The following is a 22,633-nucleotide window of genomic DNA, read 5'->3' on the forward strand; positions in this document are numbered from 1 at the left end:
CCCCCCGCTTGCGGTGGGGAGGGTTGGGTGGGGGGCGGTTCCGCTTGGCTCGACAGGGGAGGCTTCTCCTGAACGCCCCCCCATCCCTAACCCTTCCCCACCGCAAGCGGGGGGAAGGGGACCGGTCGAGGCTCCGTCGCCAGCTGGAGTATCCTTCGAGACGGCCGCTTGCGCGGCCTCCTCAGGATCAGGGCTGGAGGGTAGGGCAACGCCCGCCTCCTTCGCCAGCCGCGCAAATCGCCGCTGCAGCACCTCGCGCATCATGCCGAAATCGTCGCCGGCGATGGTGTCGGCGGAGATGTTGAAGGTGCGGTAGTGGCTCTTCATGAAGCCGCCCCGCCCCGCCACGATCATGCCGCCCACCGCGTTCGTGCCCATGATGTGCGAGTTGTCGTAGACCTCGACGCGGCGCGGTGGTTTCGCCAGGCCGAAGGCGGCGCCCAGCGCCGCCAGCAGCGAGGTCTGGCCGGCATTGTCGGCGAGCTTGCGTGACAGCGCCTCGCGCGCGTTCTTGCGCGCCATCTCGATCAGGTCGACCCGCTCTCCACGCTTGGGATGGGCGACCTCGACCTTGCGGCCGGCGCGCGCCGACAGCGCCTGCGTGATCAGGTCCATTTCCGCCAGTTCATGCGAGAGCAGCACGAGGCGCGGCGGCGGCTTGTCATCGTAGAACTGGGTGACGACGGAGGCCAGCACATCGGCGGGCGTCAGGCTGCGGTCGGCGCGGGGGAAGAGGGCGCGGTTGCCCCAGTTCTGCTTGTTGCGGAAGAAGAAGATCTCGACGCAGAACTGCCCGGCCTGCTCGTCGATGGCGAAGACATCGGCCTCCTCGACGCCTTGCGTGTTGATGTCCTGCCCGGCCTGCACGGCCGAGAGCGCGGCCAGCCGGTCGCGGTAGCGCGCCGCCTTCTCGAATTCGAGCTCCTCGGCCGCCTCCTGCATGCGCGTCGAGAGCAACTGCTTGACGTTGGAGGAGCGGCCCGAGAGGAAGTCCCGCGCTTGGCTCGCCAGCGCCTGATAGTCGGGAATCGCGATCTCGCCCGTGCAGGGGCCGGCGCAGCGCTTGATCTGGAAGAGCAGGCAGGGGCGGGTGCGGTTCTCGTAAAAGGAATCCGTGCAGGAGCGCAGCAGGAAGGCCTTTTGCAGCGCGTCGATGGTGCGCTCGACCGCCCAGACCGAGGCGAAGGGGCCGAAATAGTCGCCCTTGCGCTGCCGCGAGCCGCGATGCTTGGCGATCTGCGGGGCCTCGTGGTCGCCGCTCAGCAGGATGTAGGGGAAGCTCTTGTCGTCGCGCAGCAGCACGTTGTAGCGCGGCCGCAGTTGCTTGATCAGGTTGGATTCGAGCAGCAACGCCTCGGTTTCCGTCCCCGTGGTGACGAATTCCATGTTCGCCGTCTCGGCGATCATCCGCGCCACCGCATTGGTGTGCGCCATGCCCCGCGCATAGGCGGTGACGCGGTTCTTCAGGCTCTTGGCCTTGCCGACATAGAGAACCTCGCCGGCCGAATCGAACATCCGGTAGACGCCGGGCTTGTTGGGCAGATGCTTGGCAAAGCCGGCGATGACCTCGATGCCGTGCTTCAGCGCGCCCGGCGCGGTCTCGCCGAGATCGAGCGCCGGGGTCGGGAGGGCGTCCTCGGCCTCGGGCTCGATGCCGGCACCGGTGTCGGGCAGGTCGGGTTCGGGCAGAGGCTGGGTCGGTTCGCGATTCATGGCTCGCATGTAGGATGCGCGAGGCGTTTCGTCATGTCAGCAGTCGCGATCCGGCGGTCAACGGGGCTGGTCCCATGCGCGTCGCTTGATCGCTGCGGCCTGCGTCGCCATCTGCGGGTGGCCGAAATGAGATCGAAAGCGCCTCATGTCCCTGTCTGATCATCTGCAGATCGTTCTCGCCTCGCGCCCCGACGGACGTCCTGCGCCGGCCAATTTTCGGGTGGCGCGAGCGCCAATCCCGACTCCCGGCGAGGGCGAGGTCCTGCTGAAGATCCTCTATCTCTCGCTCGACCCCTATATGCGCGGGCGGATGAGCGCGGCGAAGAGCTATGCCGCGCCGACGCAGATCGGCGCCGTCATGGAGGGTGGCACGGTCGCCGAGGTGCTGGAGAGCCGCCAGCCGGGCTTCGTGGCAGGCGACATCGTGCTCTCCCATTCCGGCTGGCAGTCTCATGCGCTGGCGAAGGGCGATCAGCTGCGCAAGCTCGATCCGGCCGCCGCGCCCGTCACGACCGCGCTCGGCGTCCTCGGAATGCCGGGCTTCACCGCCTATGCGGGCCTGTTGACGATCGGCCAGCCGAAGCCGGGCGAGACGGTCGTCGTCGCCGCCGCCAGCGGTCCCGTCGGTTCGGCGGTCGGGCAGATCGCGCGGATCAAGGGCGCGCGTGCGGTGGGCATCGCAGGCGGGCCGGAGAAATGCGCTGTCGTGCGCGACACCTTCGGGTTCGACGCGGCCATCGACCATCGCGCGCCGGATTTCGCGGCGCAGCTCGCGGCGGCCTGTCCGGATGGCATCGACGTCTATTTCGAGAATGTCGGCGGCAAGGTCTGGGACGGGGTGTTCCCGCTGCTGAATACGTTTGCGCGCATCCCGGTCTGCGGGCTGGTCGCGCAGTATAACGCCAGCGGCGATTTCGAGGGGCCTGACCGGCTGCCGGTGCTGATGCGGCAGGTTCTGTCCAAGAGCCTGCTGATCCGCGGCTTCATCCAGCGCGAATTCATCGCCCAGCGCCCGGATTTCGAGCGGGAGATGGCGGCCTGGATCGCCAGCGGCGCGGTGAAGTACAAGGAAGACATTGTCGAGGGGCTGGACCGGGCGCCAGAGGCCTTCATCGGACTGCTCGAGGGCGGGAATTTCGGAAAGCTGATCGTCAAGCTGTGAAGTTGGGCGGGGCGGCGAGGCCTTTTCGCTTGACCTGCCGGGACTGCCTTGCCCAAGTCCCGCCGACCTTGATCCTCCCGCGCCGTCATCCCGGGCGACCGAAGGGAGACCCGGGATCCATGCCTGAGCCTTCTTCGTGAGGGCTCCGGACTGGATCCCGGATCGGCGCCGCTTTGCGGCTTGTCCGGGATGACGGCGCGTTGGGGCGAACGCATAAAAGCGCCTGCACCGCCAACTGGACCTCGCCATGCCCACATTCGCCATCGCCTTCCCGGTGATCGACCCGGTCGCGCTGCAGCTCGGGCCACTTTCGGTCAAATGGTATGGGCTGGCCTATGTCGTGGGACTGCTCGGCGGCTGGTGGTATGCGCGCCGGCTGGTGTCGGCAGAGCCGCTCTGGGCCGGACGGGCGCGGCCCAGGGCCGAGGAACTCGACGACATGCTGCTCTTCGTTGCGCTCGGCGTCGTGCTCGGCGGGCGGCTCGGCTTCGTGCTGTTCTACGATCTGCAGCGCTATCTCTCCCGGCCGCAGGACATCGTCGCGATCTGGCAGGGCGGCATGTCCTTCCATGGCGGGTTGATCGGCGCGGCGACCGGCTTGTGGCTGTTCGCGCGCCGGCGCGGCTATCCTGCGCTCTCCGTGTTCGATCTCGCCGCGGCCGTCGTGCCGATCGGGCTGTTCCTCGGGCGTATCGCCAATTTCATCAATGCCGAGCTTTGGGGCCGTCCGGCGCCCGACGTGCCCTGGGCCATGGAGTTCCCGAATGGCGGGCCGCTGCCGCGCCATCCGAGCCAGCTCTATGAGGCTTTCGCCGAAGGCATTCTGCTGTTCCTCCTGCTGTCGCTGCTGGTGCGGGCAGGCGGGCTGAAGCGGCCGGGACTGGTCGCGGGCGTATTCGGCATGGGCTACGCGGTCGCGCGCATCGTCTGCGAATTCTTTCGCGAGCCGGATCCGCAGCTCGGCTTCCTGTTCGGCGCCTCGGTCGACGCGCTCTCGGGCGGTGTGACCATGGGCATGCTGCTGTCGCTGCCGCTCTTCGTGGCCGGGTTGTGGCTCGTGCTGCGCGCCAGGCGGGCTAAAGCATGATGCCGAAAAGTGCGAAGCGGTTTTCGGACGACATCATGCTTCAACGCTTTGGTGAGAGCCGGTGAGCGGGCTGAAGGCGGAGCTCATCCGCCTGATTCTCGACGAAGGGCCGATCCCGGTCTCGCGCTATATGGCGCTCTGCCTCGGCCATCCGCGCCACGGCTATTACATGACCCGCGATCCGTTCGGTGCGGCGGGTGATTTCACCACCGCGCCCGAGATCAGCCAGATGTTCGGCGAGCTGATCGCGCTTTGGGCGGCCAATGTCTGGCAGGCGATGGGCTCTCCGGCTGCGATCCGCCTGATCGAGCTCGGTCCGGGCCGCGGTACGCTGATGGCGGATGTGCTGCGTGTCGCGACAGGGCTGCCCGCCTTCCGCGTGGCGCTGTCGGTCCATCTCGTCGAGACCAGCCCGGTGCTGCGGGCGGCGCAAGGCCGGACGCTGGCCGGCAAGGCCGAGCCGGTCTGGCATGAGACTATGGCGACGGCGCTCGACGGGCCGGTCCTCGTCATCGCCAACGAATTCCTCGACGCCCTGCCAGTCCATCAGTTCGTGATGACGCCGCAAGGCTGGCGCGAGCGGCTTGTCGGGCTCGACGGGCAAGGCGGGCTCGGCTTCGGGCTCTCGGCCATGACCGCCGAGCTGTCGCTGGCCGCCCCAGTCGACGCCGTCCTCGAGCAACCGACGATCGCCTTCGACATCGTCGCGACGCTCTCGCGCCATCTCCGGCAGGCCGGCGGCGCGGCCCTGTTCATCGATTACGGCTCGGCTCAGTCTGGGCTCGGCGATACGCTGCAGGCGATGAAACGGCATGGCTTCGTCGATCCGCTGGCCGAGCCCGGTGAGGCCGATCTTACCGTGCATGTCGATTTCGCGCGGATGGGGCAGGCGGCTTTGCGTGGCGGTAGCGCGGTCCATGGCCCTGTGACCCAGGCCGCCTTCCTGCTCGCGCTGGGGCTGGCCGAGCGGGCGCAGGCGCTTTCCGCCCGGGCGACGCTGGAGCAGGCGCGGGCGATCGCCGCCGCCTTCGATCGCCTGACGCAAGCCGGCGAGACCGGCATGGGCGATTTGTTCAAGGTTCTGGCATTATCGCATCCGGACCTGCCGCCGCTGCCCGGATTTGACCTTCATCGGCTGCCAGAGCAGGGCTGACGACCGCCCCGCCGCGAACCGGACGACAGCATGTTCATCACCTCTCCCGATCTCGCCGCCGAGCCCGGCATCCGCCACGCCTTCTTCACCCGTGAGGGCGGCGTCTCGACCGGGATCTATGCTTCGCTGAATGGCGGGCTCGGGTCCTCTGACGCGCCCGAAGCGATCGCCGAGAACCGCAAGCGCATGGCAGCGCATCTGGCGGTCGAGCCTTCGCATCTGGTCAGCCTCTATCAGGTGCATTCGGCGGATGTGGAGATTGTCGGCGGACCCTGGCAGGCCGAACGGCCCAAGGCCGACGCGATGGTCAGCGTCGCGCCCGGCGTGGCGCTCGGCATATCCACGGCCGATTGCGGACCGATCCTGTTCGCCGACAGCGAGGCCCGCGTTATCGGCGCGGCCCATTCCGGCTGGAAGGGCGCCTTCACGGGAATCGTGGCCTCGACGGTCACGGCGATGGAGAAGCTCGGCGCGCGGCGCGAGCGCATCCTGGCCGTGCTCGGTCCGACGATTAGCGCTGGCGCCTATGAGGTCGGCCCGGAATTCGTCGAGCGCTTCAAATCCGCCAACCCGACCTATGCGCGGTTCTTCACGGCCTCCGAACGGGCAGCGCATGCGATGTTCGACCTGCCGGCCTTCATCGGTCTGCGGGCGCAGGAGGCCGGCATCGGCCGCTTCGTCGATCTGGGCCTTTGCACCTATGGCGATCCGCAGCGCTTCTTCAGCTATCGACGCACCACGCATAACGCCGAGCCGGACTACGGGCGGCTGATCTCGGCTATCGCGCTGGATTGACGGACGTCAGGTCAGATGTCGTCCGACGTCCATGCGCTGATGCAGGATACGAACGATATCGATCTGATCAGGTGTCGCAGTAAAGAAGATAATATGGGAGCCTACACCATACTTGCGGTGCCCGGCTTTGACATGGTCGCACGCAGGGGCAATTTCAGGCATTTCAGCTAGCCGCGCGACTGTGTCACGGAGTGCGGTTACATACTTGATCGTGCGAGCACTACCCCATTCAGCAATAGAACTCGTCCAGATGTCGTCGATATCGCGTTGCGCGGCCGGTGAGATGACAATTTCCCTCACCTGCTGGCGTCCAAGGCCGCAAGCTTCTTCGCGATGAAGGCGTCGAAATCAAACGGCGTCGATGGGCCACTGACCTCGCCCTCGTCGAGCGCGGCGCGCAAGGCTGCGAGGCGTGCCTCACTCTCTTCGAGCAGACGCAGCCCGGCTCGCACGACCTCGCTGGCCGACCCGTAACGGCCGCTTTCCACTTCAGCCTCGACGAAGGCGGTGAAGTGATCGCTCAGGCTGACAGACGTGTTCTTCCCCATGGTCACCCTCTCGACTGTTACCAAGGTTTAGTATACGCGCCTTGCGCCCAAAATCCAGTTCCACCGCGCGTGACTCCTTGCGGGACCATCCACTACGGTGACGGCTATGCGCCTGTCCGAAAGCCCGCAATGCCCCGCTCCATCGACTACTTCTTCTCCCTGCACTCGCCCTGGACCTATCTCGGCCACGCGACCTTCCTCGACATCGCCGCGAGCCATGGCTGCACGATCGTCTATCGGCCGGTGCCGCTGCGGGCGGTGTTCGACGAGACCGGCGGCCTGCCGTTGCCGAAGCGCCATCCCGTGCGCCAGCGCTACCGGCTGATGGATCTGCAGCGCTGGCGCGAGCGCCGGGGCGTTCCGCTCGTGCTGCAGCCGAAGCATTTCCCGTTCGATCCCAACCTGGCCGACCGTTTCCTGATCGCAATCGTGCAGGCGGGCGGCGATCCCGGCCGGTTCATGGCCGAGATCATGGCCGGCGTCTGGGCGCGCAACGACGACATGACTCGGCCGGAGGCGGTCGCCGAGGTGGCCCAGGCGACAGGCTTCGACGCACAGGCGCTCGCCGCTGCAGCGGACAGTGAGGCGGTGCGCCAGAATTACGAGAGCACGATCGCAGCCGCGATCGAGGCCGGCGTCTTCGGTGCGCCGAGCTATGTGCTCGACGGCGAGGTGTTCTGGGGGCAGGACCGGCTCGAGCTGCTCGACAGCGCGCTCGCCAGCGGCCGTGCGCCCTATCGACCCGACGCCAGCGCCTGAGCCGGTCAGCCGATAATGTCGGGCGTGCGCCAGCCGAGATGCTGGCCGGCATCGACGGCGATCATCTGACCGGTCACCGAGCGCGCCTGCGCCAGATAGAGCACCGCATCGGCGATCTCGCTGGCCTCGACCTTGTGCCGCAGCAGCGTGGCGGCGGCCTCCTGCTCCATGGCGTCGGCGCCGTCATGGGGGTTGGGCAGCGTCGGGCCGGGGCCTACGGCATTGACGCGGATGCGCGGCGCCAGGGCCTGCGCCATGGTCTTGGTCGCCGTCAGCAAGGCGGACTTGGTCAGGGTGTAGGAGTAATATTGCGGCGTCAGTTTCCAGACGCGCTGGTCGATGATGTTGACGATCGCGCCCTGGCGCCCGTCGGGCAGTCGATTGGCCAGCGCGCCGGCGAGAACCGAGGGCGCGCGCAGGTTGATCGAGAACTGCCGGTTCCAGGTCGCGACGTCGATTGCGGCGACATCGTCGACCAGGAAGCTCGATGCATTGTTGACGAGCAGCGTGATCGGACCGAGCACGGCTTCCGCCGCTGGCATGAGTGCGTCGACGTCAGCCGCGTCGGCGAGGTCGGCCGTGACCACCGCAGCACGGCCGCCGCGCCGGCCGATCTCCTGCGCGAGGTTCTCCGCTTCGGCGCGCGCACTGCCGCAATGAATCGCCACCGCATAGCCGGCTCCGGCAAGCCGTTCGACGATGGCGCGTCCGATCCGCCGGGCTCCACCCGTGACAAGCGCAACCTCAGGCATCGCGCTTGTCCGGGGCCGGCGGCGTGACGGATGCGCCTGCGCGGCGCTGAAGCCGTCTCTCCCAGTGCTTGGCGACACGAAGGTAGCGATAGAAGGCATAGTTCATCGCGGTCATGAAGCCATAGACGCCGCGCAGCGCATGGCGGCGGCCGATATAGGCCTTGATGAAGTTCGCCGGGAATTCGACGACGAGGCGGAAGACCGAGAGCGTCATGCCGCGCTTGTCGAGATCGTCGGCCTGGGCGTCGCTGTAAGCGTTGAGCTTGGCCATCTGTTCGCCGAGCGAGCGCACGGAATAGTGATGCACCGTGCCCTTGAGCCGCGCGATCGTCGCCTGCGGGTCGAGATCGACGCGATCGTGAACCGGGGAGGGCGAATAGCGGCCCTTGTCCTTGCGATAGAGCCTGACGGGAGCCAGGGCATAGGCGAAGCGATGCGGGGCCGGCTCCCCGGGGAAGATTTCGGCGATTCGCAGTTCATAGGCGTCCGCCAGAGGGCCGTTCCCGGCGAAGAGACCCGCGATCTCGGCCGCGAGGTCGGGCGGCACGACCTCGTCGGCATCGAGGTTGAGGAGCCAATCGTGGCGGCATTGTTCTTCTGCGAAGCGCTTCTGCGGGCCATAGCCGGGCCAGGGGTTGAAGATCACACGCGCTCCGTGCTGCTCGGCGATCAACTGGGTGCCATCGGTCGAGCCGGAATCGACTACGACGATATCGTCGCTGAGCGCGCGAACGGATTGAATCGTGCGCGCGATGCGGTCGGCCTCGTCTCGCGCGATGATGAAAATCGAAAGGTGCGGCACCCTCAGCTCTCGTTTTTTGCGTTGTCGATCAAGGCTTAAGCACGCGTCAGAAGGGGCCGCAAGCAAGCGGGGAGAAAATGTGGCGAGAATGGGAACCTTACGGGAGGGGCGGCGTTTGTCTCACGGACTAACGCGAGACGTGATGGCTTTATTAGTATTCGATTTACCATTTATCGTGCTTTAACAATCATTAATGCGTTTTTACTCATTTGCCTCAGTCATCCCAATCGTGCCGCATTTCTGCCGCGGTCTGCAAGGCAGATGTGCTCCTGACGCAACAGACAAAGTCGGCTTCTGGTCTTATAACCATCTCATCGAAATCACCCGCCGGCCCCGCCGGCAAAAGCGACACCTAGGAGTTCCATCATGAAGAAGTTTCTGCTCTCGAGCGTTGCGGCGATCGTCCTCGTCGGCGCTGGTGCCGCCTCTGCCGCCGATCTGCCGTCCCGCAAGGGCCCGGTTGTGGCTCCGGTCTATGCGCCGATCTTCACCTGGACCGGCTTCTATGTCGGCGCCAACGCTGGTTACGGCTTCGGTAACGTCAATGCCGGCACCGTGTTCGGTGGCCGCACGGTCTCGATCGGCGACCTCGATGGCTTCGTCGGCGGTGGGCAGGTCGGTTACAACTATCAGGTTGGCCAGATCGTCCTCGGCGCTGAGGCCGACTTCCAGGGCGCCGATCTGAGCACCGGCTCCAACGCCTTCGGCGATAGCGTCCGCACCGAGTATTTCGGCACGGTCCGCGCTCGTGTCGGCTTCGCCGTCGACCGGTTCCTGCCCTACATCACTGGTGGTTGGGCTTACGGCAACGTGAAGACCACGATCGGCGGCCTCGGCTCGACCGACAAGACGCACACCGGCGGCTACGCCGTCGGCGGTGGTCTTGAGTACGCCTTCACCAACAACTGGACCGCCAAGGTTGAATATCTCTACGTCGATCTCGGCGAGAAGAACGTGTTGAACTCGGGCGTGAAGGTCGGCACTGACTTCTCGGTCGTTCGCGCCGGCCTGAACTACAAGTTCTAGTCTGCCTCCCCATTCGGGGAAAAGAGAAACCCGGTGGCTTCGGCCACCGGGTTTTTTGTTGTCTCGATGCCGTGTCGTGGGAATGACAGGGCGGCAGCCCATTCAGCCCTTGAAGCGCGTCGATTCGAAGGCCGGGACCTTGGCGGCGAAGCTGTCGAGCCAGGCGACCAGGCGGGGGTGATCGCTGCGCCACGCCCCTGCGAATCGCAGGTCGAGATAGCCGAGCGCGCTGGCGAGCGCGATTTCGCCGATGCGGGGCCTGTCGGGATAGGCGGGAGGGGCTGCTTCGAGAGAGGCCAGACCTCGCGAAACCTTGCCAGCCTGGTTGGCGACCCAGGCGGCGTTGCGGCCGTCTTCGGGGCGGAAACGGGTCTCGTAGACCTGCAGCAGGGCAGCATCGCAGAGTCCGTCGGCCAAGGCCTGGAGGCGAAGCTGCGCGAAGCGCTCGTCGCCAGCGGGAATCAGACGGTCGCCACCGGCGATATGGTCGAGATAATCGACGATGACGCGGGAATCGAACAGAGTGGTGCCGTCTTCCAGGACCAGCGTCGGAATCTTGCCGAGGGGGTTCTGCTGGCGCAGCGGTTCGGCGGGGTCGTTGGTGTCGGCGACCACGATCTCGATGCGGTCCATCAATCCAAGTTCGAGCGCTGCGATCTTGACCTTGCGGCCGAACGGGGAAGCGGGGGAGGAGCGCAGGATCAGCATCGGCAAGGCCTCGGGCAGGAGCGGTTGGTTCAGCCGTCCGAGCGGATCGGCTCGCATAGATAGCGCGGGTGCGGACCTTGCGCGAGGCGCTCCGTCAGGGCCGGCAGCAGAATCCGCGCTTCCTCGGAGAGCATCCAGGGCGGGTTGACCACCAGCATGCCGGTGGCGCTGAGCCCGCCTGCCGCCTCCGGGCGATCGACGTCGATCTCGAGCCTCAGCAGGCGGCCGATACCGGCGGCCAGGATGGCGGCGAGCAGGTTCTCGACCGCGCGGCGGTCCTTCACCGGATACCAGAGCGCGTAGGTTCCGGTTGGCCATTTGCGATGGGCGGCGATCAACTCCGCCTCGAGCGTGGCAAACTCGTCCTTCTCCTCGAAGGGAGGGTCGATCAGCACGAGGCCGCGTCGCTCCTTGGGCGGGACATTGCCGCGCAGCGCGTTCCAGCCGTCGATCGCCAGGGCCTTGCAGCGCTCGTCGCGGCCAATGGCCTGCACGAGCTTCTTATGGGTTTGCGGATGCAATTCGGCCGCGATCAGGCGGTCATCGCGACGCATCATCTGCCGGCAGAGCCAGGGCGAGCCCGGATAGGCATCGGCACCATACAAGCTCCGCGCGCCCGAGACCGCGTCGCGCCAGGGCTTCAGCAACGCCTCGACGGGGGCGGACAGGGGCGAGCGGTCGATTCGCGCGACGCCGTCCTTCCATTCATGCGTGCGCAGCGCCTCCTCGGAGCCGAGGTCGTAGCGGCCCGCGCCGGCATGGGTGTCGACTACGCGGTAGGGCGTCGCCTTGCCGTTGAGATGGGTCAGGATGCGCATCAGCACGACGTGCTTGAGGACATCGGCGAAGTTGCCGGCATGGAAGCCGTGGCGGTAGTTCATCCCGCGCTCTTACGCGGGTTTGCGGCATCTGTCAGCGCGGCGCGACGACGGTGATGTCGCGGGTGCGGCAGCCGGAGCGGTCGACCTCGCCGCACATGCGGAAATCGCGCAAATCCTTCGACAGGCAGATGCGGACCTCCTGCAGCACGCCGCGCTTGCAGGCGACCGACATCATGTCGGTGCGCAGGCCGGGATTGGCGGCGACGAAGGCGCGCTCGAGATCGATCGCGGTCCAGCTCTGGTCGCGTTCGGCTTTGGCGAGAACGGGGGGAATCACGATCTTCTCGCGGGCACGCCTGACATCGGCGAAGTAGTCGCTCGGGCTCGATCCGGAGCAGGTGCCGTGCTTGCGCCATTCGTAGCGGGCAAGGCCTTCGGTCGGGAACAGGCCCTTCGCCTGGTCGAGGGCGATTCGCGAGGGCGTGCGCCCGGACGGGCCGCATTCGCTGGGATAACCGCGCTCGTTCTGCGGCCAGAGGCCATGCACGACGAAGCGCAGGCCCGCTCCTTGCGCGCATTGCTCGCGATTGCGCTCGCCGCCGCCATCGAGTTCGCAGAAGCCCGGCGACCATGACAGCGCCAGAACGTAGAAATCGAAACTGCCGGGCTCGCCGCCACGCTGGTTGCGCCCTTGCGCCGCGACGTCGCCGATCAGCAGGCTGAAGGCCGCTGCGACGAAAAGGGCGGTGCGGGCGAAGGCCATGGCGCGACCGCCGCTCAGGGGCGGGCCATCTTGCAGTCTGGAGCGTAGCTGCGGTGCCGGTCGAGCCCGCTGACGCACCAGTTGACGTTCCAGGTCAGCCCGAAGAGGCCGAGATTCTCGCGCACGGAATAATCGACGCGGTGGAGCGTGCCATTGTTCAGCGCCATGCGGCCGCTGCAGAAGCGGCGCGGAATGAAATCGTCGCCGAGCGGGCGGAAGCCGATCGGCTTGATCCTGTCATAGGCGACGGCCTGGAGCGGGCCCCAGAACTTCGCCTCGCGCGAATTGAACCAGCTCGTGATCTGGCCGAGCACGGCAGGGTCGTCGCAGGCTGGCAGGTTGCCAGACATCGGATTGATGCGGTTCTCGGCGGCGTCGGCCGGGTTGATGCGGCGGCCCGAGGCATCCGCCGACAGCGCAGCGGTCAGGAGGGCGAGGGAGGCAAGGGCGGTTCGCAGCAAAACGCGGCGCATGGGGCAGGCCTCGTGCAGAGGATAAAGACAGGATGGCGCACGATGGCGACGGCGGCGGTGGGGGTCAAGCGCATGGCGCATCATCCGTGCATCGACGCGCCGGCTGTGGCATTTCGATCTGGCGATGCATCAGCGGCATGAAGGCCCGGCTGGCGCAGCGCGCACGGACAGGCACAGCCGCGACGGCTTTCAAGGAGGACGGCATGACGACGCAACCCACCGATCCAGCGGCTCTCATCGACGATCCGGCGGATCTGCGGGCGCATATGGGTGCGGTCAATCCGTTGGCCGAACGCAAGGTGCTCGACCGGCTCGATCCATTCTGCCGCGACTTCATCGCGCTTTCGCCCTTCCTGGTGCTCGCCACCGCCGATGCGCAGGGCAGGGCGGATGCGAGTCCGCGCGGCGACGCGCCGGGCTTTGTGCAGGTGCTCGACGACCACACGCTGCTGATTCCCGACAGGCGCGGCAACAACCGCGTCGACTCCTTCGGCAACATCCTCGCAGCGCCCGGTGTCGGGCTGATCTTCATGGTGCCGGGGATTGCCGAGACGCTGCGGGTCAACGGCCGGGCCCGGCTGACGCGCGATCCGGCCCTGCTCGAACCGTCGACGGTGCAGGAGCGGACTCCAACGCTTGGGCTTCTGGTCGAGGTCGACGAGGCCTTCTTCCATTGCGGCAAGGCGCTGATCCGCTCGAAGCTGTGGGATCCGTCCTCGCAGGTCGAGCGCGGCAGCTTCCCGACGCTCGGCCGCATCGTCGCCGAACAGACCCGGGCGATCGGGGTCGCGGAGGCTGAAGCCACGATGGAAGAGGGCTACCGGACGCGCCTCTATTGAGGGTGGCCGTACGCGACATCGAAACCGGGCCGCCACCCGAGGCGGCGACCCGGCTTGGTGTTGTCAGCGCCTGGTACGCGAGCGGATCTGGTAGGCGTCGTAATTGAACTCGGCGACCTGCTGCCAGAGCAGTTGTTCGTTGCGATACGCCATCATGTGGTCGTGCAGCTTCTTGAACATCGGGTTCTTGGCGCCGATCTCCTCGTAGAGTTCGTTGGCGGCCTTGGAGCAGGCGTCCATGATCTCGGGCGAGAAGGCGCGCAGCTGCGTGCCCGAGGCGATCAGGCGCTTGATCGCGGCCGGATTGACGTCGTCATATTTGGCGATGGTCATCGAGTGGGCCTGATGGGCCGCGGCGGTGAAGATGGCCTTGTCGGTGGCGCTGAGCTCGTCCCACTTGCTCCTGTTGATCATCAACAGGATGGCGGAGGAACCTTCCCACCAGCCGGGATAGTAGTAATAGGGCGCGACGCGGCTGAAGCCGAGCTTCTCGTCGTCATAGGGGCCGACCCATTCGGCCGCGTCGATCGTGCCGCGTTCCAGCGCCGGGTAGATGTCGCCAGCGGCGATCTGCTGGGGTACGGCGCCAAGCTTGGCGATGACTTGGCCGGCGAGCCCGCCGATCCGCATCTTGAGGCCCTTGAGGTCGTCGACCGTCTTGATTTCCTTGCGAAACCAGCCGGCCATCTGGGCATTGGTGTTGCCGATCGGCAGGCCGACGACATTGTATTGTGCGAGCAGTTCGTTGAAGAGCGCGAGGCCCCCGCCCTGGAAGAACCAGGCGTTCTGCTGGCGGGTGTTCAGGCCGAAGGGCACCGCCGCGCCGAAGGCGAAGGAGGGATCCTTGCCGATATAGTAGAAGGCGGCCGTGTCGCAGCATTCGACGGTGCCGTTCTGGACCGCGTCGAGCGCCTGGAGCCCGGGCACGACCTCGCCGGCGGCGAAGTGCTGGAGCTGGATGCGCCCGCCGGTCATGTCGGACACGGCCTTGAGGAAGATGTCGCCGGCACCGAAGACGGCGTCGAGCGCCTTCGGATAGCTCGAGGTCATGCGCCACTTGATCGGGGCGCCGCCCGTCTGGGCTGCGGCTGGCGTCGCTCCGGCGGCGATGGCGGCTCCTGCGCCGGCAATTCCACCCTTCAGCATGCTGCGTCTGTCGGTCATTTGCGTCTTCTCCCTGTGTTCTTGTTGTTCCAGGCCTGTCGATCGTGCGTCGGCCGGCCCTGTGCTCGACGATGCGCGGGCTGCCCGCCCGCGCGTTGGTGGGTCGCGTCAGTGGGCGATCAGAACGACGCCTCCAGCATCGCCGCATAGTCGGCTGCCGTTGCAGGGCGCGGATTGCTTGCGGTCGAGTGGTCCTTGACGGCCGCTTCCGAAATCGCGGCGACGACCCCGCGCGGAACGCCCATCTGGGTCAGGTTGCCGGGCAGGCCGAGCCGGCTGACCAGCTCCGCGATCCAGGCTGCGAGGTCGGCATCGGCGGCCAGGCCGAGGGTCTTGCGGATCTCGGCATATTTCGTGCGCGCTTCCGGCTCGTTGAAGCGCAGCACGGCCGGCAGCAGCACCGCGTTCAGCGTGCCGTGATGCAGCGAGACCTCTTTCAGCCCGCCGAGCGGATGGGAGAGGGCATGCACCGCGCCCAGCCCCTTCTGGAAGGTCATGCCGCCCTGCAGCGCCGCCATCATCATCTCCTTGCGGGCCTCGCGGTCGGAGCCGTCCTTGACGGCGCGCTCGATGAAGGCTGCGGCGCGCTTGAGGCCGTCGAGCGCGATCGCATCGGCGGGCGGGTTCTCGCGCGGGCTGAGATAGGTCTCGATGCAGTGCGTGACGGCGTCCATGCCGGTCGCGGCGGTGAGCCAGCCAGGCAGGCCGAGCGTGAGCTCAGGGTCGCAGATGGCCAGGCGCGGGATCAGATGCGGAGAAATGAAGCCGAGCTTGCGACCGTCCTTCAGGGAGATCAGGGCGGCGCGTCCAACCTCGCTGCCAGTGCCCGAGGTCGTCGGCACGGCGATCACGGGAGCCACAGTGGACGTCACCTTCGGGATGCCGCCGAGGATCGCGGCGTAGGTCTCGAGCGGACCGGGATGCGTCGCCAGCAACGCCACGCCCTTGGCGAGGTCGATCGGCGAGCCGCCGCCGATGGCGACAAGCCCGTCGCATGCGTGCTCGCGATAGACCACGAGCGCGGCCTCGACGGCCTCCTCGGTCGGATTGGTCGGCGTGCCGTCGAAGACGGGCGCGGCGGCCAGGGCCGGGGACAGTGCCTGCACGGTGGCGACGATGCCCGCCGCGACGATGCCCTTGTCGGCGATGATCAGCGGCTTCTTGACGCCGAGGCCGGCCAGATCCGCCTCGATGCCGGCGATCTCGCCAAAACCGAACTTGACGGTGGTGAGGTAGGTGATCAGGGCCATCGTGGTGTCCTTGCTTGGGTGTACGGAGAGTGTCGCGCTGCCCGTCAGGGCATATCAAGCACGGTCTTCGTTGGCTCTGCCCGCCGTTCCAGCGCGAGCAAGGCGATGCCGGCCGCGATGATCAGGGCCGAACCCGTCAGCATCGCCGGTGTCGGCCAGTCGCCGAAGACGAGCCAGCCGAAGACCAGCGCCCAGACGATCAGCGTATATTGGTAGGGCACCACGACGGATGCCTCCGCCAGCTTGAGCGAGCGCGTGACGCAGAGATGGGCGACCATAGCCACGATGCCGAGCAGGCCGAGCAGCCCGGCATCCGCCCAGGTCGGGGTCACCCAGCCGAAGGGCAGCAAGACGAGCCCCATCAGCAGCGCGCCCAGCGTCTGCCAGGCGACGAGGGTGACGTCGGGCGTGCTGCGCAACTGCCGTCCGGCGATCATCATGCCCGCGAACAGGACGCTGCCGAGCAAAGCCAGCAAGGCGGGCATGGACAGGCTCGCACCGGTCGGATCGAGGGCGATCGCGACGCCGGCGAAACCGGCTGCGATGGCGAGCCAGCGCCCGGCATCGACGCGCTCGCCCAGCAGCAGCGCCGCCAGAACCGCTGCCCAGACCGGAGCTGCAAGCCAGATCGTCATGGTGTCGGCCAGCGGCAGATAGGAGACCGCGAGATAAAACAGTGCGACCTCGCCTGAACCGAGCGCCACGCGCAGAAACTGCAGGCCGGGCCGCTCGGGCCGCAGCGTCCGCATCACACCCTGCCGGACGACGAAGGGCATGAGTACCGCCAGCCCCGCCGCGCTGCGCAGAAGCAACACCTGGCCGACCGTGTAGGTTGCCACCAGCCATTTTCCCATCACGTCGTTGAGCGAGAACATCAGGATGCCCAGCAGCATCATGCCTATGCCGGCGAGGGTCGCATTTCGGGTGGGCATGGGTCGCAGGACTACCGTGGCGGGGCTCCCGCAATGGCCGAGGCGAGCGTCGCGATCAAGCACTCCGGCCGCGCAGGGGGCAGACCCGGAGCGCTGCACAATAATTTCCTGTTGACTTAATTAAGTGAATACCGAATTATCTGGGCATGGACAGTTTCACCGCTCTCGCCGACCCGACCCGCCGCCGCATCGTCGAGATGCTGGCTCAAGGGGCGCTTTCGGCCGGCGAGATCGGCGAGCGGTTCACGGTGTCGGCGCCGGCGATCTCGCAGCATCTCAAGACGTTGCGCGAGGCCGGGCTGGTCAAGGTCACCGTCGCCGGCCAGCGGCGCATCTACACGCTCGATCCCGAGGGCATCGACGCCTTCGATGACTGGGTGCGGCGGGTGCGCGCCTTCTGGCCCGACCGTCTGGCGGCTCTCGAAGCCGCGTTGTTGAAGCCCGAACCGGGCGAGGAGGCGTGATGCGAGCGAATAAGATCCAAGCGATTGCCGACAATGCTTATGGAACCGTGCTGGAGAGCGGCGCGGTGCGCTTCGAGCGGCTGTTGCCCGGGCCGATCGAGCGGGTCTGGGCCTATCTGGTCGAGGGCGAGAAGCGCGCGACCTGGTTCTGCGGCGGCGACGCCGAGCCGCGGACCGGCGGCAAGCTCGACCTGTTCTTCATGCATTCGCGGATCACCGGGGAGCGACCGCCCGAAAGCGCTCGCAAGATGAACGACGAGGGCTGGCTTTCGGGCGGCACGGTCACGGCTTTCGAGCCGCCTCACCGCTTCGCCTTCAACTGGGTCGGCATGGGTGAACCCGATTCCGATATCGAGTTCGTGCTGTCGCAGGCTGGCGACAAGGTCCGGCTCGTGCTGACGCATCGCAGGCTGGTGACCAAGGACCGGATGGCGATAGTCTCCAGCGGCTGGCACCTGCATCTGGGCCTGCTGGAAGACCAGCTCCTGGGACAGACGCCGCGCGGTTTCTGGTCGGCGCATGAGGCGCTGAAGGCGGAGTATGTGGAGCGGCAGCGCGACGTGGGGTGAGCGGGCGGCTGGCTCGTCGTGGGACATCCCGGCGCGTCCCGGGCGCATGCACAGGCCGTTCGTCATGCATTTCCCGGAGCATGACATTCGCTGTCATGTCATTTTACCTTGCGAGCCGGCGTGCGAGCGGTCATCGAGACGCCGTCGCACTCCGGACCGTCCATGCCGATCAGCCAAGCCTTCTTCCGGCGAACCAACCTGCTGCTGCTGGCGGCCGGCATCGCAGCCCTCATTGCGATCGTCGCCAGTTCGCTGTGGCTGACGCTGGCGACCGAGCGCAATTTCGACGACGTCGTGGGAGCCCGCGAAGTGCGCAGCGCCTCGGCCGACCTGATGTCGCTCGTCCAGGATGCCGAAACCGGCCAGCGAGGCTTTCTGCTCACGCGAGACCGCGCCTATCTGGCGCCCTATACCGACGCCGTTGCACGGTTGGACGAGCGTTTCAGGCGTTTGTCGGCGGCGGTCGGCGGCCTTCCCGACATCGGACCTTTCGTCGAGCGGCTGCAGACGGCGATCACCGCCAAGCTGGCCGAACTGTCCGCGACGGTTGCGATGGCTGAGAGCGGAGATTTCGATGGGGCACTCGCTGCCGTCCGCGACGGACGCGGCAAGGCGCTGATGGATCAGGCGCGTGCCGGCTTTGCCAGCATTCTCGAACGATCCGAGGCGGCGCTCGTCGCCGCTATCGCCGCGCAGGAAAGGACGTCCCTCTGGCTGCGCTGGGTCACGATCATCGGCGCGATCGTCATCCTTGGGCTTGCCGGGGCGGCGACCTGGACGATCCTCGGCTACACGACCGAAATCATGGCGGCCCGCAAGGAGCTCGAAGGTCTCAATGTCGGCCTCGAGGAACGGGTGCGCGAACGCACGGATGCTCTCGTCAAGGCCAATGATGAGATCCAGCGCTTCGCCTATATCGTGACGCATGATCTGCGGGCGCCGCTGGTGAACATCATGGGCTTCACCAGCGAGCTGGAATCGACCTTCAAGCCGATCGAGGCCTATGTCGACGCGCAGGGTGCCCAGGCCGAGGTGCTGAGAGCCGAGGCGGAAACGGCGCTGAAAGCCGATGCGCCCGAAGCGCTCGGCTTCATCCGCTCATCGACCCGCAAGATGGACGGGCTCATCAACGCCATCCTCAAGATCTCGCGCGAGGGCAGCCGCACGCTGAAGCCAGCGCGGGTTGCTCTCGATGCGCAGCTCGAGGCCGCGGCTGCGGCGGTGCATCATCAGGCGAGCGAGACCGGCGGCGGCATCACCATCGACGCAAAGGTCGACAGCATCGTCAGCGACAAGTTCTCGCTCGACCAGATCGTTGGCAACCTGCTCGACAATGCGATCAAGTACCGCGCGCCAGACCGTCCGCTCGCGATCGTCGCACGCACGCGCAACGCCCGCTCCGGCTGGGTCGCGATCGAGATCGAGGACAATGGCCGCGGCATCGCGGCCGGCGATCACGAGCGAATCTTCGAGCTGTTTCGCCGCTCGGGAACGCAAAATACGCCAGGCGAGGGAATCGGCCTTGCGCATGTGCGCACGCTCGTGCGCAACCTCGGCGGAGACATCACCGTACGCTCGGAATTCGGCGTGGGAACGACTTTCACGATCCTGCTGCCGGCCGATCTCAGGACCGTGAAACGGAGCAGCCAGACATGACGAATGCCAAGCCGGTGTCGATCGTGATGATCGAGGACGATGAGGGCCATGCCCGGCTGATCGAAAAGAACATCCGGCGTGCCGGCGTCAACAACGAGATCATCCCGTTCACCAATGGCACGGACGCACTGGCCTATCTCTTCGGCGCCGACGGTTCGGGCCTTGTGAGTTCCGGGCGCCAGTTGCTGATCCTGCTCGACCTCAACCTGCCCGACATGGGAGGGGTCGATATCCTCGAGAAGATCAAGAGCAATGTGCACACGAAGCGCTCGCCGGTGGTGGTGCTGACCACGACCGACGACAGCCGCGAAATCCAGCGCTGCTACGATCTCGGCGCCAATGTCTATATCACCAAGCCGGTGAACTATGAGGGCTTCGCCAACGCGATCAGGCAGCTCGGGCTGTTCTTCTCGGTGATGCAAGTGCCCGAGACGCCCTGACGCCCCGCGACCGCACCGATGCCCAACAGCACGACCACTGTCCTCTACATCGACGACGACGCCGCGCTCGGCCGTCTCGTGCAGAGGATTCTCGGCCGCCGCCACTATGTGGTCGAGCATGTCCTCGATGCCGCGGCAGGCCTGGCCCGCATCGGCCAGGGCGGCATCGACGTGGTCATCCTCGACCATGATCTGGGCACGATGTCGGGGCTCGACGTACTGGCGCAGCTGGGCGGCATCGAGAATTCTCCCCCCGTGGTCTACGTCACCGCTTCGTCCGAGCTGTCGATCGCCGTCCAGGCGCTGAAGGCCGGCGCGATCGACTATGTCGTCAAGACGATCGGCGAGGATTTCGAGATCCTGCTCGTCTCCGCCCTGGAACATTCAGTCGAGCGGGCGCGGCTGATGCGCGCGAAGGAGTCGGCCGAGCGCGAGGTGCGCGCCGCGCGAGACCGGGCGATCGTGCTGCTGGCGGAGGTCAACCACCGCGTCGCCAACAGCCTGTCGCTGGTCAGTTCGCTGGTGCGGATGCAGGCGTCGGCGGTCAGGGATGCCGGCGCGCGCGCCGCGCTCGCCGAAACCCAGGCGCGGATCACGGCGATCGGCAATCTGCATCGCAGCCTCTACACCTCCGACGATGTCAGGACGGTCGATCTCTCCGCCTATCTGGAATCGCTCGTCGGCGAACTCGGGCAGTCGATGTCGTCGGCCGGGCGGACCCCGACCATCCGATTCGAGGCGACGCCGATCCTGACCAAGACGGACAAGGCGGTCTCGATCGGCATGATCGTCACGGAATTGGTCACGAACGCGATCAAATACGCCTATCCCGATGGCGAGGGCGAGATCCGGGTCTCGCTGTCGCGCGACGCGGAGGGCGCGACGGTCCTCGTCGTCGCCGATGACGGCATCGGCTGGTCGGGGCAGGGGCCGATCTCGGGGACGGGGCTCGGCGGCAAGATCATCGGCGCAATGGCCAGGAGCCTTGCAACCACGATCGCGTATGCGCAGCAGCCCAAGGGTACGCGGGCGGTGGTCAAGATCGCGTCCGAGAGCGTGGCCGGCGCGGTTTCAGACTGACGATCGTTCGCGGACGCCGTCTGCAGCCTTCCCCGTCACAGGCTCGCGGCGGCCCGCGCCGCCTGGTCATACTGGCCCGAGAGCGAGCGCATCGCAGCAGCGATCTCGGACAGGCGCACGGGGTCGAGGCCCGTGGCAAGCACGGACTTGACCAGAAGCTGCTCGCGGATATGGGCATAGCGACGGCAGGCCTCCTCGCCGGCGGGCGTCACCGTGACGGTCTTCTCCTTGCCCTTGCGGCCGGACTTCAGGAGCTTCAGGCGCTCCAGCTTCTTGAGCGCATAGTTCACCAGATGCGTGTCCTCGATGTTGAGGACGAGGCAGATATCGGCCAGGCGCTTGGGCTTGGCGCGGTGGTTGACGTTGTGCAGCACCAGCACGTCGAGCGGCGACAGATCCGCCATGCCGGCGGCCGCCATGCCGCGCACCATCCAGCGGTGGAAGGCATGCACGGTCATGCTTATTGCGAATTCGAACTCCGACAAAGCCGGCATTGCGCCCGCGGCCAGATGGCCGGAGGAGACAATAGGGCCGAGATCCTCGGAGGGGGGGAGTGATTCTGGCATGAATGAAGCGCCCCTCATTCTCGGGCGGCGCCAGAGCGCCGACCCGAGAAACTCCTGCAGGAGATGGTCGGGTCAAGCCCGACCATGACGCGGCTGATCACATCTTCTTGTAGGCGTCGACGACGGCCTGGCCATCCGCGCCGGCCTTCTTCAGCCAGTCTGCGGTGAGCGTGTCGCCGGCCTTCTTGAAGCCCGCCGCGAGCTCGGCGCTCGGAGGCTGGACCTTCATGCCCTTGGCCTTGAGCTGATCGAGATACCAGCCGGCCTTGTCCTGCCACATCTTCCAGCCGCGCTCCTCGGCGGTGGCGGCGGCCTTCAGGATCGCATCCTGAGTCGCCTTGTCGAGGGCATTGAAAGCGGCCTTGTTGACGAAGGTCGCGTCCTTCGGGATCCAGGCCTGAACGTCGTAGAAATGGGTCAGCGACTCCCAGACCTTGGAATCATAGCCGGTGCCGCCCGAGGACATGAAGGAGTTGACGACGCCTGTGGCCAGCGCCTGCGGCAGCTCGGCGGCCTGAATGGTGACCGACTGCATGCCGAGCAACTCGCCCAGCCGTGCCGTGCCGACATTGTAGGAGCGCCACTTCATGCCCTTCATGTCGTCGATCGTGTTCAGGTCCTTCTTGGCGTAGACCCCCTGCGGCGCCCACGGCACCATGAACAGCAGCTTGATGCCCTGGGCATCGAGCTTCTTCTCCACGGCGGCCTTCGAGGCCTTGTAGAGCTTCATCGCGTCGGAGAAGGACGTGGCGAGGAAGGGCACGGTATCGATGCCGAAGACCGCATCCTCGTTTTCGTGGATCGAGATCAGGACCTCGCCCATCTGGGCCTGGCCGCTCTGCACGGCGCGCTTGATCTCGGGGGCCTTGAACAGCGAGGCGCCGGGATGGACGGTGATGGCGAGCTTGCCGCCGGTGGCCGCCTCGACGTCCTTGGCGAACAGGGAGAGGTTTTCGCTGTGCGGGTTGTCGGCCGGGTATGCGGCTGGAAGATTCCATTTCGTCTGCGCCGCCGCGGGTGCAGCGAATGCGAGCGCGCTGACGCCGAAGGCGAGAACGGCGGCTGTAACGGTCCTGCGATTGATCATGGTGTCATTCCCTCTTTGTTTGCT

General features: G+C 66.6%; 26 protein-coding genes. 12 read left to right on the forward strand and 14 right to left on the reverse strand.

Features of this window, described 5'->3' with window-relative positions:
- On the reverse strand, positions 1 to 1,713 hold a 1,713-nt coding region (gene uvrC, locus AE618_RS02230), incomplete at its 3' end, for an excinuclease ABC subunit UvrC (protein ID WP_156330058.1).
- 145 nt (positions 1,714 to 1,858) lie between these two features.
- On the opposite strand from uvrC, the gene AE618_RS02235 reads away from it, so the two are divergent.
- From AE618_RS02235 to pgeF, 4 genes are all read left to right on the forward strand, one after another.
- Positions 1,859 to 2,875, forward strand: coding sequence for an NADP-dependent oxidoreductase (locus AE618_RS02235; RefSeq protein WP_054207438.1), 1,017 nt, complete (start codon positions 1,859 to 1,861; stop codon positions 2,873 to 2,875).
- Between the two features lie 247 nt (positions 2,876 to 3,122).
- On the forward strand, positions 3,123 to 3,962 hold the full coding sequence (lgt, locus tag AE618_RS02240) for a prolipoprotein diacylglyceryl transferase (protein WP_054207439.1): 840 nt from the start codon (positions 3,123 to 3,125) through the stop codon (positions 3,960 to 3,962).
- Between the two features lie 61 nt (positions 3,963 to 4,023).
- Positions 4,024 to 5,115, forward strand: coding sequence for a class I SAM-dependent methyltransferase (locus tag AE618_RS02245; RefSeq protein ID WP_054207440.1), 1,092 nt, complete (start codon positions 4,024 to 4,026; stop codon positions 5,113 to 5,115).
- A 30-nt stretch (positions 5,116 to 5,145) separates the two neighbouring features.
- A complete protein-coding gene (pgeF, locus tag AE618_RS02250) occupies positions 5,146 to 5,910 on the forward strand; it encodes a peptidoglycan editing factor PgeF (protein WP_054207441.1) in 765 nt (254 codons plus the stop codon).
- 6 nt (positions 5,911 to 5,916) lie between these two features.
- Here pgeF and AE618_RS27155 read toward each other — a convergent pair whose 3' ends face one another.
- Both AE618_RS27155 and AE618_RS02255 read right to left on the reverse strand, forming a co-directional pair.
- Entirely contained in the window at positions 5,917 to 6,210 is a 294-nt protein-coding gene (locus AE618_RS27155; RefSeq protein WP_082364932.1) for a type II toxin-antitoxin system RelE/ParE family toxin, read from the reverse strand.
- A complete protein-coding gene (locus tag AE618_RS02255; protein ID WP_054207442.1) occupies positions 6,207 to 6,458 on the reverse strand; it encodes a type II toxin-antitoxin system ParD family antitoxin in 252 nt (83 codons plus the stop codon). Before AE618_RS02255 ends, AE618_RS27155 begins: the two co-directional genes overlap by 4 nt.
- A gap of 129 nt (positions 6,459 to 6,587) precedes the next feature.
- Here AE618_RS02255 and AE618_RS02260 point away from each other — a divergent pair, with 129 nt between their 5' ends.
- Positions 6,588 to 7,217 carry a 2-hydroxychromene-2-carboxylate isomerase gene (locus AE618_RS02260; protein WP_054207443.1) on the forward strand — a complete coding sequence of 210 codons (630 nt, stop codon included), beginning with the start codon at positions 6,588 to 6,590 and terminating at the stop codon, positions 7,215 to 7,217.
- 5 nt (positions 7,218 to 7,222) lie between these two features.
- Here AE618_RS02260 and AE618_RS02265 read toward each other — a convergent pair whose 3' ends face one another.
- Together AE618_RS02265 and AE618_RS02270 are read right to left on the reverse strand one after the other, a co-directional pair.
- Positions 7,223 to 7,969: an SDR family oxidoreductase gene (locus tag AE618_RS02265; protein WP_054207444.1), complete on the reverse strand. Its 747-nt coding sequence runs from the start codon at positions 7,967 to 7,969 to the stop codon at positions 7,223 to 7,225.
- On the reverse strand, positions 7,962 to 8,777 hold the full coding sequence (locus AE618_RS02270) for a glycosyltransferase family 2 protein (RefSeq protein WP_054207473.1): 816 nt from the start codon (positions 8,775 to 8,777) through the stop codon (positions 7,962 to 7,964). Before AE618_RS02270 ends, AE618_RS02265 begins: the two co-directional genes overlap by 8 nt.
- A 360-nt stretch (positions 8,778 to 9,137) precedes the next feature.
- Here AE618_RS02270 and AE618_RS02275 point away from each other — a divergent pair, with 360 nt between their 5' ends.
- Entirely contained in the window at positions 9,138 to 9,797 is a 660-nt protein-coding gene (locus AE618_RS02275) for an outer membrane protein (protein WP_054207445.1), read from the forward strand.
- Positions 9,798 to 9,899: 102 nt separating this feature from the next.
- Here the strand turns inward: AE618_RS02275 and AE618_RS02280 are convergent, their stop codons facing one another.
- The 4 genes from AE618_RS02280 to AE618_RS02295 are packed head-to-tail and all read right to left on the reverse strand — an operon-like array spanning position 9,900 to position 12,562.
- Positions 9,900 to 10,505, reverse strand: coding sequence for a glutathione S-transferase family protein (locus AE618_RS02280; protein ID WP_054207474.1), 606 nt, complete (start codon positions 10,503 to 10,505; stop codon positions 9,900 to 9,902).
- A gap of 29 nt (positions 10,506 to 10,534) precedes the next feature.
- Complete coding sequence (locus AE618_RS02285) at positions 10,535 to 11,386, reverse strand: 23S rRNA (adenine(2030)-N(6))-methyltransferase RlmJ (RefSeq protein WP_054207446.1); 852 nt, start codon at positions 11,384 to 11,386, stop codon at positions 10,535 to 10,537.
- Positions 11,387 to 11,417: 31 nt separating this feature from the next.
- The gene (locus AE618_RS02290) at positions 11,418 to 12,089 is read right to left on the reverse strand and encodes a ribonuclease T2 family protein (protein WP_082364933.1); all 672 of its coding nucleotides are present in this window, start codon (positions 12,087 to 12,089) and stop codon (positions 11,418 to 11,420) included.
- Positions 12,090 to 12,103: 14 nt separating this feature from the next.
- Positions 12,104 to 12,562 carry a hypothetical protein gene (locus AE618_RS02295; protein ID WP_054207447.1) on the reverse strand — a complete coding sequence of 153 codons (459 nt, stop codon included), beginning with the start codon at positions 12,560 to 12,562 and terminating at the stop codon, positions 12,104 to 12,106.
- 203 nt (positions 12,563 to 12,765) lie between these two features.
- Here AE618_RS02295 and AE618_RS02300 point away from each other — a divergent pair, with 203 nt between their 5' ends.
- Positions 12,766 to 13,401: a pyridoxamine 5'-phosphate oxidase family protein gene (locus AE618_RS02300; protein ID WP_054207476.1), complete on the forward strand. Its 636-nt coding sequence runs from the start codon at positions 12,766 to 12,768 to the stop codon at positions 13,399 to 13,401.
- A 63-nt stretch (positions 13,402 to 13,464) separates the two neighbouring features.
- On the opposite strand, the gene AE618_RS02305 is transcribed toward AE618_RS02300, so the two are convergent.
- The 3 genes from AE618_RS02305 to AE618_RS02315 form a co-directional block, all read right to left on the reverse strand.
- Entirely contained in the window at positions 13,465 to 14,565 is a 1,101-nt protein-coding gene (locus AE618_RS02305) for a TRAP transporter substrate-binding protein (protein WP_054207448.1), read from the reverse strand.
- Positions 14,566 to 14,684: 119 nt separating this feature from the next.
- Positions 14,685 to 15,815: an iron-containing alcohol dehydrogenase gene (locus tag AE618_RS02310; protein WP_054207449.1), complete on the reverse strand. Its 1,131-nt coding sequence runs from the start codon at positions 15,813 to 15,815 to the stop codon at positions 14,685 to 14,687.
- Between the two features lie 44 nt (positions 15,816 to 15,859).
- Complete coding sequence (locus AE618_RS02315; RefSeq protein WP_054207450.1) at positions 15,860 to 16,747, reverse strand: DMT family transporter; 888 nt, start codon at positions 16,745 to 16,747, stop codon at positions 15,860 to 15,862.
- 146 nt (positions 16,748 to 16,893) lie between these two features.
- Between AE618_RS02315 and AE618_RS02320 the strand changes: the two genes are divergently transcribed.
- The 5 genes from AE618_RS02320 (at position 16,894) to AE618_RS02340 (ending at position 20,956) form a co-directional block, all read left to right on the forward strand.
- A complete protein-coding gene (locus AE618_RS02320) occupies positions 16,894 to 17,211 on the forward strand; it encodes an ArsR/SmtB family transcription factor (protein WP_054207451.1) in 318 nt (105 codons plus the stop codon).
- The gene (locus tag AE618_RS02325) at positions 17,211 to 17,780 is read left to right on the forward strand and encodes an SRPBCC family protein (protein ID WP_054207452.1); all 570 of its coding nucleotides are present in this window, start codon (positions 17,211 to 17,213) and stop codon (positions 17,778 to 17,780) included. The genes AE618_RS02320 and AE618_RS02325 overlap by 1 nt, the downstream gene beginning before the upstream one ends.
- Before the next feature lie 162 nt (positions 17,781 to 17,942).
- Positions 17,943 to 19,436: a sensor histidine kinase gene (locus AE618_RS02330; RefSeq protein WP_054207453.1), complete on the forward strand. Its 1,494-nt coding sequence runs from the start codon at positions 17,943 to 17,945 to the stop codon at positions 19,434 to 19,436.
- The gene (locus tag AE618_RS02335) at positions 19,433 to 19,876 is read left to right on the forward strand and encodes a response regulator (protein ID WP_054207454.1); all 444 of its coding nucleotides are present in this window, start codon (positions 19,433 to 19,435) and stop codon (positions 19,874 to 19,876) included. The genes AE618_RS02330 and AE618_RS02335 overlap by 4 nt, the downstream gene beginning before the upstream one ends.
- Positions 19,877 to 19,894: 18 nt before the next feature.
- A complete protein-coding gene (locus AE618_RS02340; RefSeq protein WP_054207455.1) occupies positions 19,895 to 20,956 on the forward strand; it encodes a sensor histidine kinase in 1,062 nt (353 codons plus the stop codon).
- Between the two features lie 35 nt (positions 20,957 to 20,991).
- Here AE618_RS02340 and AE618_RS02345 read toward each other — a convergent pair whose 3' ends face one another.
- Both AE618_RS02345 and AE618_RS02350 read right to left on the reverse strand, forming a co-directional pair.
- Positions 20,992 to 21,522, reverse strand: coding sequence for a winged helix DNA-binding protein (locus AE618_RS02345; RefSeq protein ID WP_082364934.1), 531 nt, complete (start codon positions 21,520 to 21,522; stop codon positions 20,992 to 20,994).
- A gap of 97 nt (positions 21,523 to 21,619) precedes the next feature.
- Entirely contained in the window at positions 21,620 to 22,609 is a 990-nt protein-coding gene (locus tag AE618_RS02350) for a TRAP transporter substrate-binding protein (RefSeq protein ID WP_054207456.1), read from the reverse strand.
- Positions 22,610 to 22,633 lie beyond the last annotated feature (24 nt).

Origin of the sequence: Allobosea vaviloviae (assembly GCF_001298265.1) — a bacterium.
GTDB classification, from domain to species: Bacteria; Pseudomonadota; Alphaproteobacteria; order Rhizobiales; family Beijerinckiaceae; genus Allobosea; species Allobosea vaviloviae_B.

What these genes read in the sequence shown, in the direction of transcription:
- AE618_RS02300 (WP_054207476.1), top strand. Translation starts at nt 12,766, where the DNA reads ATGACGACGCAACCCACCGATCCAGCGGCTCTCATCGACGATCCGGCG.
- AE618_RS02340 (WP_054207455.1), top strand. Translation starts at nt 19,895, where the DNA reads ATGCCCAACAGCACGACCACTGTCCTCTACATCGACGACGACGCCGCG.
- AE618_RS02325 (WP_054207452.1), top strand. Translation starts at nt 17,211, where the DNA reads ATGCGAGCGAATAAGATCCAAGCGATTGCCGACAATGCTTATGGAACC.
- pgeF (WP_054207441.1), top strand. Translation starts at nt 5,146, where the DNA reads ATGTTCATCACCTCTCCCGATCTCGCCGCCGAGCCCGGCATCCGCCAC.
- AE618_RS02350 (WP_054207456.1), bottom strand. Translation starts at nt 22,609, where the DNA reads ATGATCAATCGCAGGACCGTTACAGCCGCCGTTCTCGCCTTCGGCGTC.
- AE618_RS02280 (WP_054207474.1), bottom strand. Translation starts at nt 10,505, where the DNA reads ATGCTGATCCTGCGCTCCTCCCCCGCTTCCCCGTTCGGCCGCAAGGTC.
- AE618_RS02265 (WP_054207444.1), bottom strand. Translation starts at nt 7,969, where the DNA reads ATGCCTGAGGTTGCGCTTGTCACGGGTGGAGCCCGGCGGATCGGACGC.
- AE618_RS02345 (WP_082364934.1), bottom strand. Translation starts at nt 21,522, where the DNA reads ATGCCAGAATCACTCCCCCCCTCCGAGGATCTCGGCCCTATTGTCTCC.
- AE618_RS02295 (WP_054207447.1), bottom strand. Translation starts at nt 12,562, where the DNA reads ATGCGCCGCGTTTTGCTGCGAACCGCCCTTGCCTCCCTCGCCCTCCTG.
- AE618_RS02255 (WP_054207442.1), bottom strand. Translation starts at nt 6,458, where the DNA reads ATGGGGAAGAACACGTCTGTCAGCCTGAGCGATCACTTCACCGCCTTC.
- AE618_RS02335 (WP_054207454.1), top strand. Translation starts at nt 19,433, where the DNA reads ATGACGAATGCCAAGCCGGTGTCGATCGTGATGATCGAGGACGATGAG.
- AE618_RS02260 (WP_054207443.1), top strand. Translation starts at nt 6,588, where the DNA reads ATGCCCCGCTCCATCGACTACTTCTTCTCCCTGCACTCGCCCTGGACC.
- lgt (WP_054207439.1), top strand. Translation starts at nt 3,123, where the DNA reads ATGCCCACATTCGCCATCGCCTTCCCGGTGATCGACCCGGTCGCGCTG.
- AE618_RS02320 (WP_054207451.1), top strand. Translation starts at nt 16,894, where the DNA reads ATGGACAGTTTCACCGCTCTCGCCGACCCGACCCGCCGCCGCATCGTC.
- AE618_RS02275 (WP_054207445.1), top strand. Translation starts at nt 9,138, where the DNA reads ATGAAGAAGTTTCTGCTCTCGAGCGTTGCGGCGATCGTCCTCGTCGGC.
- AE618_RS02315 (WP_054207450.1), bottom strand. Translation starts at nt 16,747, where the DNA reads ATGCCCACCCGAAATGCGACCCTCGCCGGCATAGGCATGATGCTGCTG.
- AE618_RS02310 (WP_054207449.1), bottom strand. Translation starts at nt 15,815, where the DNA reads ATGGCCCTGATCACCTACCTCACCACCGTCAAGTTCGGTTTTGGCGAG.
- AE618_RS02305 (WP_054207448.1), bottom strand. Translation starts at nt 14,565, where the DNA reads ATGACCGACAGACGCAGCATGCTGAAGGGTGGAATTGCCGGCGCAGGA.
- AE618_RS02285 (WP_054207446.1), bottom strand. Translation starts at nt 11,386, where the DNA reads ATGAACTACCGCCACGGCTTCCATGCCGGCAACTTCGCCGATGTCCTC.
- AE618_RS02235 (WP_054207438.1), top strand. Translation starts at nt 1,859, where the DNA reads ATGTCCCTGTCTGATCATCTGCAGATCGTTCTCGCCTCGCGCCCCGAC.
- AE618_RS02290 (WP_082364933.1), bottom strand. Translation starts at nt 12,089, where the DNA reads ATGGCCTTCGCCCGCACCGCCCTTTTCGTCGCAGCGGCCTTCAGCCTG.
- AE618_RS02330 (WP_054207453.1), top strand. Translation starts at nt 17,943, where the DNA reads ATGCCGATCAGCCAAGCCTTCTTCCGGCGAACCAACCTGCTGCTGCTG.